Origin of the sequence: Ancrocorticia sp., from assembly GCF_052089425.1 — a bacterium.
Taxonomy (GTDB): domain Bacteria; phylum Actinomycetota; class Actinomycetes; order Actinomycetales; family Actinomycetaceae; genus Ancrocorticia.
Genome location: NZ_JBQCZW010000010.1, coordinates 55,501 through 69,191 on the forward strand (window position 1 = coordinate 55,501; position 13,691 = coordinate 69,191).

General features: G+C 61.3%; 12 protein-coding genes. 7 read left to right on the forward strand and 5 right to left on the reverse strand.

The features are described from left to right. Positions 1-82 precede the first annotated feature (82 nt). The 4 genes from ACTHV6_RS05210 to ACTHV6_RS05225 are packed head-to-tail and all read left to right on the forward strand — an operon-like array spanning position 83 to position 3,805. Positions 83-1,132: an ABC transporter ATP-binding protein gene (locus ACTHV6_RS05210; protein WP_441386220.1), complete on the forward strand. Its 1,050-nt coding sequence runs from the start codon at positions 83-85 to the stop codon at positions 1,130-1,132. Further along, on the forward strand, positions 1,129-2,055 hold the full coding sequence (locus tag ACTHV6_RS05215) for an ABC transporter permease (protein WP_441386221.1): 927 nt from the start codon (positions 1,129-1,131) through the stop codon (positions 2,053-2,055). Before ACTHV6_RS05210 ends, ACTHV6_RS05215 begins: the two co-directional genes overlap by 4 nt. 50 nt (positions 2,056-2,105) lie before the next feature. Beyond that, positions 2,106-3,212: a sensor histidine kinase gene (locus tag ACTHV6_RS05220; RefSeq protein WP_441386232.1), complete on the forward strand. Its 1,107-nt coding sequence runs from the start codon at positions 2,106-2,108 to the stop codon at positions 3,210-3,212. After that, positions 3,209-3,805, forward strand: a complete 597-nt coding sequence (locus tag ACTHV6_RS05225; protein WP_441386222.1) for a response regulator — start codon at positions 3,209-3,211, stop codon at positions 3,803-3,805. The genes ACTHV6_RS05220 and ACTHV6_RS05225 overlap by 4 nt, the downstream gene beginning before the upstream one ends. A 67-nt stretch (positions 3,806-3,872) precedes the next feature. Here the strand turns inward: ACTHV6_RS05225 and ACTHV6_RS05230 are convergent, their stop codons facing one another. Continuing rightward, a complete protein-coding gene (locus tag ACTHV6_RS05230; protein WP_441386223.1) occupies positions 3,873-6,368 on the reverse strand; it encodes an ABC transporter permease in 2,496 nt (831 codons plus the stop codon). After that, the gene (locus tag ACTHV6_RS05235) at positions 6,368-7,081 is read right to left on the reverse strand and encodes an ABC transporter ATP-binding protein (RefSeq protein WP_441386224.1); all 714 of its coding nucleotides are present in this window, start codon (positions 7,079-7,081) and stop codon (positions 6,368-6,370) included. Before ACTHV6_RS05235 ends, ACTHV6_RS05230 begins: the two co-directional genes overlap by 1 nt. A gap of 125 nt (positions 7,082-7,206) precedes the next feature. On the opposite strand from ACTHV6_RS05235, the gene ACTHV6_RS05240 reads away from it, so the two are divergent. From ACTHV6_RS05240 to ACTHV6_RS05250, 3 genes are read left to right on the forward strand one after another with little or no spacing between them, the layout of a single operon-like run. After that, positions 7,207-8,139, forward strand: a complete 933-nt coding sequence (locus ACTHV6_RS05240; protein WP_441386225.1) for a sensor histidine kinase — start codon at positions 7,207-7,209, stop codon at positions 8,137-8,139. Then, positions 8,120-8,782: a response regulator transcription factor gene (locus ACTHV6_RS05245; protein ID WP_441386226.1), complete on the forward strand. Its 663-nt coding sequence runs from the start codon at positions 8,120-8,122 to the stop codon at positions 8,780-8,782. Before ACTHV6_RS05240 ends, ACTHV6_RS05245 begins: the two co-directional genes overlap by 20 nt. Before the next feature lie 12 nt (positions 8,783-8,794). Further along, positions 8,795-11,329 (forward strand): ATP-dependent RNA helicase, encoded by a 2,535-nt coding sequence (locus ACTHV6_RS05250; RefSeq protein WP_441386233.1) that lies wholly within the window; start codon positions 8,795-8,797, stop codon positions 11,327-11,329. 32 nt (positions 11,330-11,361) lie between these two features. Here ACTHV6_RS05250 and ACTHV6_RS05255 read toward each other — a convergent pair whose 3' ends face one another. From ACTHV6_RS05255 to ACTHV6_RS05265, 3 genes are read right to left on the reverse strand one after another with little or no spacing between them, the layout of a single operon-like run. After that, positions 11,362-11,781, reverse strand: coding sequence for a hypothetical protein (locus ACTHV6_RS05255; protein ID WP_441386227.1), 420 nt, complete (start codon positions 11,779-11,781; stop codon positions 11,362-11,364). Continuing rightward, entirely contained in the window at positions 11,781-12,146 is a 366-nt protein-coding gene (locus ACTHV6_RS05260) for a hypothetical protein (RefSeq protein WP_441386228.1), read from the reverse strand. Before ACTHV6_RS05260 ends, ACTHV6_RS05255 begins: the two co-directional genes overlap by 1 nt. Before the next feature lie 43 nt (positions 12,147-12,189). Continuing rightward, positions 12,190-13,689: an amino acid permease gene (locus tag ACTHV6_RS05265; protein ID WP_441386229.1), complete on the reverse strand. Its 1,500-nt coding sequence runs from the start codon at positions 13,687-13,689 to the stop codon at positions 12,190-12,192. Positions 13,690-13,691 lie beyond the last annotated feature (2 nt).

Here is a 13,691-nt window from a genome sequence, read left to right on the forward strand (position 1 = left end):
AGGGAAGCCATGACGATTGTCATGGCCACATCGTGATTCTTGACAGTTCCAGCGCAATGGCGCGCCCCGGCACGATAGAACCATGAATACAGAGCAACGCAATCAAACTGCCCTGCGCATCGATTCGGTGACGAAGCGGTTCGGCACGCTCACCGCGGTAGATCAGGTGGGCTTCACGGTTCCCGTTGGGGAGATCGTGGCACTGCTTGGCCCGAACGGTGCGGGTAAAACAACACTATTAGACATGGTCTTGGGCTTCACGAAACCTAATTCCGGCAAGATCACCGTGCTGGGAGCAGGCCCAGAAGAGGCCGCCACGAGCGGGCACGTTGGCGCCGTACTCCAAACCAAGGGGTTGCTTGACGATCTGACGGTCAAGGAAACTCTCCAGATGGTGGCCGCCTGCCATTACCGTCACCTGCCGGTGGAGGATGTCATGGATCGTGCAGGTATTGCCACGTTCGGTGGGCAGAAAGTGGGCAAGTGCTCTGGTGGTCAGGTCCAACGGCTTCGGTTTGCCTTGGCGCTCCTGACAGACCCGCAGCTGCTCGTCCTAGATGAGCCAACCGCCGGTATGGATGCGAGCGGGCGCCGGGACTTCTGGAACTCGATGCACGCTGAGGCCGAACGCGGACGGACGATCGTATTCGCCACCCATTACCTTCAGGAAGCGGACGATTACGCGGATCGCGTGGTGCTTCTGCGCACCGGAAACGTGGTGGCTGACGGCTCAGTGGCTGATATGACGAACGGCCACGGCACGGTTGTTGAAGGCGTGTGGAACGGCGAAGCCGAGGGTGTGGACCCTGCGGATGTGTGCCAACGATTTGCGGCAGACAACGTCCGGTTCGAGCGAACGAATGGCCGGATCTCGTTCTCCACCGGCAACTCGGATGCACTGGCATTGTTCCTCCTAGACCGGAGCCTCATGGCTGATGTGCGGATTACGCGCCCGTCCATGGAAGAAGTGTTCTTCGAGCTGACGGACGAATCGCGTGCCGCCACGTCGCGTGCCGCCACGTCGCGTGCCGCCAAGCCGCCTGCCTCCACGCATGGCGGATCCGAGCCCGCAACAACCGCCGCCGCACCTACGCCAACCGCCGCGCCAACCACAGAGAGGAGCGGACAATGACGAATTCGCAAACGCCTCAAGAAGCTATGACGGCTCAGGGAATAACCGATCGAGAAGCAATAACAACTCAAGAAGCAACAACTCAGGAAACGATGATGGACGCGCGGATCAGTACGGGTAGGCTCTCGCAACCGGCCAGCAAGGTCCAGATTTTGCTGCGCTACACGGGCTGGGAATTCTGGCGCAACCTCCGGATGGTCGATTCCACGTTCTTCGTGGTGATTCTTCCATCGGCGCTCTACCTCATGTTCGGTGTGGCGATGGATCAGGGATCCGGCGTAAGTGTTCACGGCAACGTCACTGCATATGTGATGACGTCCATGGCCGTGTATGGCGCCGTGGTGGCAACAACGGCAATGGCTGGCACGGCCGCTGTGGAACGCAACCACGGGTGGGGCCGTCAGCTCGCGATGACCGGCCTGTCCAATGCAGGCTACTTCACGGGGAAAACCCTCATGTCTATCTGCATTGCGATCATGCCAATCCTGGTGGTGTTTGCCCTTGGGCTGGTCACTGGCGCCGAGATGGACGGTACGTGGCGCTGGTTCGCCACAGCCGGGCTGACTCTGCTCGTGGCGCTGCCCTTCGCGCTCTATGGGTTGGCTGCCGCACTGCTCTTCCGATCAGAAACCGCTGTATCCGCAGCCTCCGGGTTCCTCGTGGTGTTCGCCTTCTTTGGCAATCTGTTCATTCCGCTATCGGGAACTCTCCTTGACATCGCCAAGTTCACGCCGCTCTATGGTGTGTCAACGTTGGCTCGTTGGCCACAGATGGAAGGCTTCGTCATTCCGATGGATGGCACCGGCCCCGGATACCAGCCAGAGTTCGATTCGATAGGGTTCTCCATCCTCAACTTGGTGGCGTGGACGGCCATCTTCGGAGCGATCTGCATGATCGCCAGCCGCCGCAGAACCCAGCGCTAATGCTCAGGTTCGAAAGTGCCACGGAGCCGAATAGACTTGGCTCCGTGAGCATGCCGATGGGATCATACGATCCACCCGATTACCAGACCCCTGCCGAAAAGCGCGCAATGTTGCTTTGCGGTGGGGTCTGGCTCGTGTTTCTGATTTGGCCACTCGTTTTGATGGTGGCAACGGACTTTGGCTCGCCAGCGTGGCGAATTGTTGGTGTGTTGGCGCTGGTCGCATTCATTGCGCTGTACCTTTTCGCGATGACCCATCCGCGGCTATCTAACAGATACCCACGGTGGGTGACGATAGCGGGGTACACCGTAGTGATGGCTGGGTTGGTGGCGCTCATGATGCCCGCCACCGGCGTTGGCATCTTGACTGCGGCACCGTATTTCATGGCGTTGTGGCTGTTCTCCCACCGCCTGCTCCCCGGCATCTTTGCTGCTCTCGTCATCGGAATGACAGCCGTGGGAGTGGGCTGGCTCGTGTATCCAGGACATCCGACGGCCGCCCTAGAGATTCCGGTTGGAATGACCACCATCATCCTGATTATCGTCCGCACGATGGATGAACGCGATGAACTGGATCGCGCGCTGTCGGAACAACTTGCCCTTTCTACCCAGCGTGAGGAGTTGGGCCGCACGGTCCACGATGTGCTGGGGCATTCGCTCACGGCCATTACAGTGAACGCCCAACTGGCCCGCCGGCTCGTGCGCACTGATCCCGATGCCGCCGAGGAGCAGCTAGATCATGTGCTTGCCACCGCCCGCACGGCGCTCGGGGAAGTCCGCCAAACCGTCACGGCGCTATCCCAGCCAGACCTGCAAGAACAGCTGACGATTGCCAGCACCGTATTAACAAACGCCGGGATCACCGCCACGGTCCCAAAGGAACGCGAACTTCCGGAGTTGACGCAGGAACGCCAAGATCTGTTTGCATGGTGCCTGCGCGAGGGGATTACGAACGTCGTACGCCATTCGAAGGCGCGCTCGTGCACGATTAGTGTGGGGGAGAGTTGGCTGCAGATCGACGACGACGGCGTAGGCCTCATCTCCACCGAAAACCACGGCCTGCGGGGCCTTCGCAATAGGGTGGAAGAAGCTGGAGGAACTCTGGCGGTGGGGGATCACCCGGAGCATGCGGGTACACGGTTGGAGGTCACACTATGATCCGTGTTTTGATCGCTGATGATCAAGAGCTCGTGCGGGCGGGGCTAGCGGCTCTCCTTAACCTCGAAGAAGATATCGAAGTAGTATCCCAACTCGCCTCTGGGGAGGGTGCCGCCGAAGCGGTGCAGGCTAACTCCGTGGATGTGGCGTTACTGGATATTGAGATGCCGGGCGTTGATGGTATTTCTGCCACCAAGGACTTAGCTGGACTGTGCAAGGTGCTCATTGTGACAACCTTCGGGCGTGCCGGCTACCTTCAGAGGGCCCTCGAGGCCGGTGCCGCAGGGTTCATGGTGAAGGATGCTCCAGCCGAACAGCTCGCGGAAGGAATCCGAAAGGTGATGGCGGGCGACAAGGCCATTGACCCAGCGCTTGCCGCCGAGGCCCTCGTGGCTGGCATCAACCCACTCACCGATCGCGAGAGGGACATCCTTCGAATCGCCCTCACGGGTGCCTCGGTCAAGCACATCGCCGGCGAACTCTTCCTTTCCCCGGGAACGGTCCGCAACCACCTCTCCTCGGCGATCGGAAAGACGGCCACAACAAACCGCACAGAGGCCGCCCAAGTGGCACAGTCCAAGGGCTGGCTCTGAATCTCATCGATTCTGGTCCAGCTGACGGGACGTTGCTGACGTAGGCGGGGCTCCGGCGTCGTCCAAACTAGGCGGCGAGGGCTTCCACGGGGGAGACCTTGGCCGCCTTCCTGCCTGGGACAAACGAGGCAACGATCGCGGCGAGTACCGCAATAACCACAACCCCGATAACTTGTAGCCACGGAATCACGATGACGGTGTGCTCTACATCGAAGGGCAGGGCGAGTGTGCCCACCCAGCCGAAGAAGATGCCGAGTCCAACCCCGATGATGGCGCTGGAACCCGCGATGAGCGTGGCTTCAAGGACGAGCATGCGCCTCATCTGTTTCTTGGTGAGGCCGAGGGTGCGGAGTAGTCCGTTCTCTCGTGTTCGCTCGAATACCGAGAGGGAGAGCGTGTTGGCCACGCCCACGAGGGCTACCAGCACGGACACGGCAAGCAGGCCAACAATCACCAAGAGCACAGAGTTGATGATCTGCGTGTACATCGCCCGTTCGGCTGCCGCGCCACCCACGTCTATGTTGTTATCAATCGATGTGAGGGCGTTCTGAACTTCTGTGGCATCGGCATCGTCCGCGAGGCTGACGTAGATCTCGCGCACGCTGGCCGAATCGCTCACCTGGGCCAGCGTGGTTGGTGAAACGCGGATGTCCTCCGTGTCATCATCCTGAGTAACCGTCAGGTCAACACACTGGCCGGAACCGCACAGATTCAGGGAATCGATGCCCAGATAGCTGGGAACGATTGCTTGGCCGTCACCAATCACGGAGACCGTGGAATGAGCGACAGGGTTCAGATCCGGTTGGGCCAGAATCGTGATGGGGCTTGACGCATCGTCAGCGGTTGCACCGTCAACTGTCCCGGCGTCCGAGCCTGCTGCACCATCCGCATCTTCATTCGTTCCGTTGCTTGAATCCTCGTTGATCGTGAGGGTGTTTCCATCCAAGGTGCCGTCAACACCTCGGACCTCGATCGCGTTAGCCACGCCTTCAGTCCCGGCTACGCGGTCAATGAGACTATCGGGCATATCGTCGCCGATTGTCACGAGATCATACGGCCTCCTCGAATCGACTTCAGAAAGAAGCGTCTCGCGCATGGACCCAGCGGCAACAGCCATCGTTGTAATGAGCGTGACGCCCAAAATAATCGCGGTGCCGGTTGAGCCAGTGCGTTCGGGGTTACGGACGGTATTCGAGCGGGCCATGATGCCCACGACGGACCGGAAGGGCGCACCGAACAAGTAGGTGACCTTCGGCAGGAGGACTGAGCACACCAAGAGTGCGCCAATAAACCCGAGAACTCCGGACGCGAAGGCGATGAGGAAACCAACATCTTCACCGCGTGATATCCCAAAGTACAGGCCAGCGATCGATACCGCGGCAATCACGGCTCCGATGCTCACGCGAACCTTGTGGCCATGCTTTGTGGCCGAGGAATCGATCGGGATTAAGGCCTCCATGGGCGATACGCGAGTAACGCTCTTGGCCGGGCGTGTTCCGATGAGGAAGGTGAGCAATGTGCCAACAATCCACACGATGAGCAACTGGCTGATGTTGAGCATGCCGAAGGCTTCGCCGATCCCATCGGCAACGTCTATCAAAACGAGAACAAAGGCACCCAAAACGGCGCCAAGAATCACGCCGATGAAGGAGGAAACGGCTCCGACAAGCAGTGTCTCTCCGCGGATCATTCCGCGGACTTGGCGTGAGGTTGCGCCGAGGGTGCGAAGCAGTGCGAGTTCGCGGCGGCGCTGCTCGAAGATGATGCGGAATGTTGTAGCCACAACGATCGCCGCCACCGTCAGAGCAATGATGGGGAACACGAGCATGAATGCGGTGAGAGTCCCTTGCCCCATTTGCATCATCTCAAGGTCCTCCGCCATGGCATCGTCAGCGGACCGAACCTGAATCCCGGGGTCATCAATTGCAGCCGCGATGGAGGAGTCAAGGTCCCCGCTACCGGAAACATAGAGAGCGTCCGGCTCATACGTCTCATCAACCGCTCGCATCGTGTCAGGAGCGGCGATGACGCTAGCGGTGGTGGTCACCGTCTCGGATTCAAGGATTCCCGTCACTCGTAGGGTACGGGCTTGCGAATCACCAAAACCGTTGGTTGCCGTGACTTCGCCGCCAACGCCCACACCCAGAGCTTCCGCGTTGGCTTGGCTCATCGCGACCTCTGCAGATCCCTCAGGCAGCTTTCCGGAGATCAACTCTTGGTTCCGGGCTACGTTAACACTGGGAGAAATGCTTCCGTCCTGCGTCCGAATATCCCAGTACCCGTAGCACTGTTCGTTGACGGCCTCCACTCCATCAACACCGCTGATGGTATCCGTATACTCTTCGAGCCCATGCTCTCCGGCTTCTGCGGAATCGTAATCAATGTTCACCACGGTGTTGACGCCCGCATACTGATCGCGCACCGATTTGGTGACGGAGGCATCCATACCGGAGGCAAGCGCGAGAGCCGCCACCACGAACGCCATGGAAATGGCCACTGCCAGTGCCGTAGCACTGTAGCGGCGCGAATGCGCCCTGATGTTTGCACGCAGCAATTCACCCATTATTGAATCTCCCTCAGCTGATCGGCTGTGGGGTGGTCAAGGGAGGCGAAGATCTTTCCATCGCGCACCGCGAGTACCCGATCGGCAACCAGCGCCGAGTTCTCATCGTGGGTCACCATAATGACCGACTGGCCCAAGGCGTCCACTGCTTCCCGCAGCATGTCGAGCACCTCAGCCGAGGCCTGCGAATCTAGGTTTCCCGTGGGCTCGTCGGCCACGATCACTGCCGGGCGCATGAGCAGCGCGCGGGCAACAGCCACGCGTTGTTGCTGCCCACCCGAGAGTTCGTTGGGGCGATGAGTGAGCCTATCGGATAGGCCAAGGGCAGAAACCACCTGATCGAACCACTCGGAATCCACCTTCTCGCCCGCTAGCTTCAATGGCAGGAGCATGTTCGCTTTCGCATCCAATGTGGGCACGAGGTTAAAGCTCTGGAACACGAAGCCGATGCGCTCGCGGCGCAGGCGCGTCAGGTCGTCGTCGTCCAAACTCGTAATCTCCCGCCCCTCAATCTTGATCGAACCCTCTGAAGGCGTATCCAAGCCCGCGAGTACGTGAAGCATCGTGGACTTGCCGGAGCCGGACGGGCCCATGATGGCGGTGAAGCGGCCGGCTTCGAAGCCAACGCTCACATTGTCGAGTGCAACAACGCGCGTATCCGCGCTGCCGTAGATTTTGGAAACGCCATCGAGGGCGACAATCGGAGTGCTCATGGTGTCTATTCCACCGTGAATCGGCCCCGCGTGCGAGAGTGTTCACTATCGCCTCGGGGTAGAGCTGGCTCTACCTTTGGCTGGCTCGGCGCGTGGTGGGTGTGGCGGTGGCATAGAGTAGTGGAATGGCGAGAAGGAAAGCGGGCGCAAGGCGCAAGGTCCAATGGCTGATGGCCGTGCCTGTGCTGATCGGTGCCGCGGGCGCCGGCTTTCTCGGAGTTTCCATCGGCCTGTTGTTGTCCGGCAGGGTTGGCAGTACGTTCGCGAACCTGTTGGTTATCACGGTAGAGGTGCTCCTTGGCCCGTACATCGTGTGGAAAACGATGCAGTGGACGGCGCGCAAAGTGACCGAAACGATCGAGCCGCGCGAGCCGGGGGAGATCGCTGAGCTCACCGAATCGCGGCGGGAGATTGTGGCGGCGTTTGAAATAGAGCGGCGCAGGATCGAACGCGATCTGCACGACGGCGCGCAGCAATACCTCGTGACCGCATCGATGGCGGTGGGCGAGGCGGATCTGATTCTGGAATCCGGCGGACGCGTAGAGGATGCACGGAAGCTGCTGGGTAAGGCGCAGGACGATGGGGCGGCGGCGCTTCGGGCGCTTCGGCACACGGTAGCTGGGGTGCATCCTAAGGTACTGTCCGATCTGGGGCTGGAGGCCGCGGTGCGCGATCTGGCTGCGGACAGCCCGCTCAACGTCACGGTCCAAGTGCCTCACCCGCTCCCCGAGATTCCCGAGGGCGTGGTGGCCGCCGGCTATTTCATGGTGGCCGAGGCTCTGACCAACGCCGCTAAGTACGCACCGAGTGCCTCAGTCTCCATCCTTTTGGTGGCTGACGACGATTTACATATAACGGTGATCGACGACGGGCCCGGCGGCGCCGTGGTTCGCCCCGATCATGGGTTGGCTGGGATGAAGGAACGATTGGCCGCCTTCGGCGGTAGATTCAGTGTGATGAGTCCCGTTGGTGGGCCGACGACGGTGTCCTGTCAGATCCCCCTTCTGTTGCGGCAGGGAGAGTTTGGAGTGGTGATTGATGAAGCTGATCGTAGCTGACGATTCGGCGCTGTTTCGTGAAGGGCTGGTTGGGCTGCTGGAGCGGCAGTGTCACGAGGTGGTGGCATTTGCCGCCAGTGCGCCGCAGCTTGAGGCGGTGGCCGATGCACATGAGGTGGACGTGATTGTGACTGACGTTCGCATGCCCCCAGAGATGGCGAACGATGGTTTGCTGGCTGCCGTGGCGATCCGTGAGCGTCAGCCCGAAACGGGGATCATGGTGCTCTCCCAATACGTCGCGGCAGGCTACGCCTCCGATCTGTTCAAACCGGGAGCACCAACCGAGGGTGTGGGCGGGCTCGGTTACCTCTTGAAGGACCGCGTGGCCCGAGTGGCGGACTTTGTTCGGTCACTCCAAGTTGTTGCCGCCGGTGGCGTGGTGGTGGATCCCGAGGTTGCGGCCTCGCTGGTGCAGGGACGGCCGTCGCGGTTGGATTCCCTGACGGCGCGTGAAGTTGAGGTGCTTGAACTCATGGCTCAGGGGCTCTCTAATCAGCAGATTTGCGAGAAGCTCTACCTTTCCAGCGCTGCCGTGTCCAAGCATGTTGCCGCCGTCTTTTCAAAACTGGGCATGGCGCCGGGCGAGGAGAATCGGCGAGTTCGCGCCGTGCTTGCCTACCTCACCGAAAAGCAGGGGAAGTAGGCGGTTGGCGTGATGGATCTGCCCGTATCCGCGAGGATCGGGGATGTTCGCGCGGCGCTCGCGGGCGGTGCCGTGGTGATCCAATCGCCTCCCGGGACGGGCAAAACCACCATCATCCCGCAGGTTGTGGCCGAAGAATGCGAAGGACGGGTGATCGTGACCCAGCCCCGCCGAGTTGCCGCCCGCGCGGCTGCCCGGCGCATCGCCAACTTACGCGGCGAACGTGTGGGGGAGTCCGTGGGGTTCTCCGTCCGTGGAGAATCCAAGCTAGGCCCGGCCACCCGCATCGAAATGGTGACACCCGGGGTGCTGGTTCGCCGCCTTCAGCGCGATCCTGAGTTGAACGGCGTTGGTGCCGTGATACTCGACGAGGTTCACGAGAGGCACCTAGATACAGATCTTGCTATGGCCATGTGCGTAGATGTGCGTGAGGCCTTGCGTGACGACCTTCTGCTGGTGGCTATGTCCGCAACCGTTGAGGCTGCCCGGACTGCGGCTCTGATCGGCGGCACAATCGTGGATGTCCCCGGGAAGATCTATCCTCTTCACACTGTGTGGGCCCCTCCTCCTCGTGGAAAAGAAGCGCTCGGTAGCTTCGGAGGAGGTTCAGGAGGCGGCGTACGGAGCGGGCCATCTGGGGGTACTGGACGCCGGGCTGGCTCGGTGAGTTCACGTGCAGGCGCCGGAGCCATCGGTGTTCGGCACGAGTTCCTCGACTGGGTGGCAGATACGGTGGACCGCGCGCTCACCGAGATTCCCGATGGAGACGTCCTTGTATTCCTGCCGGGAGTGCGCGAAGTCCGTGAAGTCGCCGGGCTGATTCGCGGAGGCGGCGCCGAGGTATTAGAACTGCATGGCTCACTTTCCAGCGCAGAACAGGATCGCATCTTCCAGCAGGGACCGTTGCGGCGCGTCATCGTGTCCACTGCCATCGCCGAATCATCCCTAACGGTGCCGGGCGTGAGAATTGTTGTGGACGCTGGCCTCTCGCGAGAGCCTCGAATGGATTACGGGCACGGCATGGGTGGGCTAGTAACCGTCAGGGAATCCCAAGCGGCCGGCACACAGAGGGCGGGGCGCGCCGGCAGGCTGGGGCCGGGATACGTGTATCGCACAATGGATCAAACCACTTGGGCACGCCTCGTCCCGCAGAGCGAGCCCGAGATTCGCACTGCTGATCTCACGGACTTCATGCTGGAGGCGGCAGTGTGGGGATCACCTGACGCCGCGGGGTTGGCGCTTCTGGACGAGCCCTTGCCTGCGGGGAAGGATGCGGCTCAAGCTGTCCTGCAGGGAATTGGCGCCGTTGACGGCGATGGGCGGGCAACCCCGTTGGGCAAACGGCTGGCCGAGCTGCCTGTGAGCCCCCGCGTTGGCCGAGCACTTCTGGAATCTGCACCCGAGATGGGCGCCGGGAAAGCTGCGAAGATATGTGCGATTCTCGAAGAGGATGTGCGGATCGCCGATGCAGACCTTGCGGGTGCGTGGCCGCGAGTGACCCGCGGGTCGGCCAGCTGGAAACTGCAATCTAAGAGGCTTGAGAAGCTTGCGCGTACGACGAGGCACAGCCAGGAAACCACCATCAGCCGCCCGAGCGAACGCGAGATTTCTGCGGTGATCCTGCGTGCCTTCCCGGATCGCGTGGCCAGAAAGCGCCGCGGGACCGGGCGATACCTATTGGCCAACGGCGTGGGCGCCGTTCTGCCGGATCATTCACCCCTTGAGGGCAGCGAGTGGCTGGCGATCGCACATCTGGATCGCGGCCAAGGGCGGGCCGACGCCATGATTCGCATGGCCGCACCGCTCGATGAGGATCAGGTGGAAACCTTGACGGCCCACAACTCCACGAGCCGCCACGAGGTGACCTTCACCGGTGGCAAGCTCCGAGGCTGCACCATCCGCGAGCTAGGAGCCATCGAGCTTTCCGCAGCGGATTCTCCCGTGGACGCCACTGCCGCCCGGACGTGGCTGGGAGACGAGATCGCCGCAGGCAAGTTTTCCCTTCAATGGACCGAACCCGCCACAAAGCTCCGCCAGCGCATAGGCTTTCTCCACCGTGCCATCGGCGCCCCGTGGCCAGACGTCAGTGACGAAGCACTGGGCAGCAGGCTAGAAGAATGGGCGGGCCTTGAGATCGAGCGATTCATTCGCGGAGGAAAACTCGGCGCCGTGAAGCGCGAACAACTGGAACGGATCTTCCCGTGGCCCGATGCTGCGAACATCGACTCTCTCGCGCCCGAACGGATTGCCACGCCCGGCGGGCAAACCTTTGCGGTGGACTACTCAGGCGAGCGCCCCACCATCCGGCTTCGGGTCCAGCAGGCGTTTGGCTGGACGAAAACTCCAGAGATCGCCGGTGTTCAGCTGACCCTCGAGCTCCTCTCTCCCGCATCACGCCCGGTGGCAATCACCGACGATCTTGCCGGATTCTGGAACGGCGCCTACGCCCAGGTCCGTGCCGAGATGCGGGGGCGCTACCCCCGCCATCCGTGGCCCGAAGAACCAGCGCACGAGGCACCCACGAATCGGGCGAAGAGGCGTGGGTGAGGGAGGATCCGTCGTCGTCGTTAAAAGACCTACTACTCTTCCTTTTCAAAACTTGAGGCAAGAACATCCGCGTTGGCGGCAACTTGCCGAATCACGCGAATGATCGCGGTGCGGGTCAGGCCCTGAAACGGGAGGCTTGATCGCAGGGCCAGTGCGCCATCCGCGAAAACTACCCCGCCCTCAAGAAACTTGGCGGACTCCTCCATGGCCTCGCGGACCTGCGAATCCCGCGGCGATTCAATGATTGGGGCGGTGATGTAGGCGATCTGGCCCAGATCGCCCACCGGGGCGTAGGCAACAGTCACGGTGCGCTTGCGCTTCTCGCTCTTCCACTCGACGGTGAACCGCAGGGCGCCAGAACCCGTCTCCTCCGCATCCATATCGCCGATCAGGACGTCCTGGAGGGCAGCCCAATCCTCAATGATGCGTTCGCGCTTCTTCTTGCCGAACATTAGATCTCCTTGATGAGCGCGTGGGCTTCGGTGACGATCAGGCGGATGGTGTGGTCCAAGCGTTCGGGCTCGAGGCCGGCCAGCGGTAGGCCCTGATGGACGTGGAGCGTGTTGTTCATGATGCGCAGGGCGCCAAGTGGTAGATCCTCTGAGGCCGCCGCCACGTGCAGCAGGTCCATTTTGTCCGCCGGTGCGATAGGGGACGCGATGTGAACCACGGCGTAGTCCGGGTCCGCTGTGGATGTGCCGTGCCATACCATCGCAGGGTTGGCCTCTAGGCGCAGCCGGGCGTGGATGGAGCTCGAATCGTCGGATTCGAAGGTCTCTATGATGTGGGCGAGGCATTCGTCCCAAGAGGCAAACATGGGTCCAGCCTAGTTTCTTGGCGCAGGGGCGGCCAAACGCAGCTTACGGGCGGGACGCGGCTGTTGCCTGCTCCCGCTCTAGTTCCTCTCTGAGTAGGTTCCGCGGTGTAGCCAGTGTGTGAACGCGGGCCAGAACCAAGTAGGAGCAGGTCAGGACGATCAAGTAGGGGATGCCGGCAATCCACACCGCGGGAAGAATCCAGAGCATCGCGATGAAGATCGCAGCGGATGCAATCATGACGATGGCTGGGATCACCGGGGCACCCCACAGGTGGTGTGCGGCGATCGGAAGGCCAGCGCGGGCGCGTTTCTGGCGGAACACAATGTGGGTGATCATGACGATGATCCACGTGACAAGGACGCCGGCAGTGGCCGCCCCGTAGAGCTGCATGAAGGCGTCATCCGGGCTGGTCAGGGAGAGGATTGAGGCGATCACCATGCCAAGAGTGGCGATGAGGACGGCGCCGCGCGGTGCGCCACTCTTCGAGGTGCGGGCTGCCCATCGTGGAGCCATACCGTCAAGCGCGAGCGAATGGATCATGCGCGACGAGGAATACAGGCAGCCATTCGCAGCGGAAAGAGCTGCCACGATCAGCACGGCATTCATAATGTGTGCGGCGGCTGGGATACCGGTGGCGTCCAAAACCGCCACGAACGGCGATTCGAGCACAGTCCCATGCGAGGCCGCCGAAACCGTCCATGGCTGGAGCGTCACGATGATGAGCATGGCAACGATATAGAAAAGGAGGAGGCGCCAGATCATGTTGTGGGCTGCTTTGGGGACGTCACGTTCCGGATGCTCTGATTCTGCCGCGCCCACTGACACGTTTTCGATGCCGCCAAAGGAGAACACGGCCATGCACGTGGCGGCGAGAACTCCGCCGATGCCATACGGGGCAAATCCGCCGTGGGCTGTGAGGTTAGAGAATCCGGTGGCCGAGTGATCCGGAAGATCCACGAAAATCAGGACGGCGCCCAAGATGATGAACACTGAGATTGCGGTGACCTTAACCATCGAGAACCAATATTCGCTCGATCCGTATAGCCGCACCGTGGCGAGGTTAAGGCCCACAATGAAGAGTGAACAGAGTATCGTGCCTAGGCCCAGTGGTAGGCCCGGAAACCAGAAACGCAGATAGGTGGCCGTGGCCGTCACTTCGGCGCCCACAGCAATCAGCATCATGAACGCAAAGTTCCAGCGCGTGATGTAACCGCCAAACTTTCCCAAATAGGAAGCCGCCACGGCGCCATGCCCGCCAGGAACAGGGTGCACCGTCACCATCTCGGCCAGAGCCCACACAACCGAAAGCGCCAGAAGCCCGGCGATCCCATACGAAACAACTGTTGCCGGCCCGCCCAGAGCGATCGTTGAGCCTGAGCCTAAGAATAGCCCCGTGCCCAGTGCTCCCGACAGTCCGATCATCGAGACTTGCCCCGATGTGAGCCTGCGCGAGAGTGTCGTGTGTTCTTCCCGCAGCGTGTGGTCCTCAGTTGGGTTATCCCCTTGCGCCATTATGTCCTCGTGACTGCCTTTCCTTGTCACCG

Coding starts and splice junctions, on each gene's coding strand:
- ACTHV6_RS05210 (WP_441386220.1), top strand. CDS start 83: ATGAATACAGAGCAACGCAATCAAACTGCCCTGCGCATCGATTCGGTG.
- ACTHV6_RS05215 (WP_441386221.1), top strand. CDS start 1,129: ATGACGAATTCGCAAACGCCTCAAGAAGCTATGACGGCTCAGGGAATA.
- ACTHV6_RS05220 (WP_441386232.1), top strand. CDS start 2,106: ATGCCGATGGGATCATACGATCCACCCGATTACCAGACCCCTGCCGAA.
- ACTHV6_RS05225 (WP_441386222.1), top strand. CDS start 3,209: ATGATCCGTGTTTTGATCGCTGATGATCAAGAGCTCGTGCGGGCGGGG.
- ACTHV6_RS05230 (WP_441386223.1), bottom strand. CDS start 6,368: ATGGGTGAATTGCTGCGTGCAAACATCAGGGCGCATTCGCGCCGCTAC.
- ACTHV6_RS05235 (WP_441386224.1), bottom strand. CDS start 7,081: ATGAGCACTCCGATTGTCGCCCTCGATGGCGTTTCCAAAATCTACGGC.
- ACTHV6_RS05240 (WP_441386225.1), top strand. CDS start 7,207: ATGGCGAGAAGGAAAGCGGGCGCAAGGCGCAAGGTCCAATGGCTGATG.
- ACTHV6_RS05245 (WP_441386226.1), top strand. CDS start 8,120: ATGAAGCTGATCGTAGCTGACGATTCGGCGCTGTTTCGTGAAGGGCTG.
- ACTHV6_RS05250 (WP_441386233.1), top strand. CDS start 8,795: ATGGATCTGCCCGTATCCGCGAGGATCGGGGATGTTCGCGCGGCGCTC.
- ACTHV6_RS05255 (WP_441386227.1), bottom strand. CDS start 11,781: ATGTTCGGCAAGAAGAAGCGCGAACGCATCATTGAGGATTGGGCTGCC.
- ACTHV6_RS05260 (WP_441386228.1), bottom strand. CDS start 12,146: ATGTTTGCCTCTTGGGACGAATGCCTCGCCCACATCATAGAGACCTTC.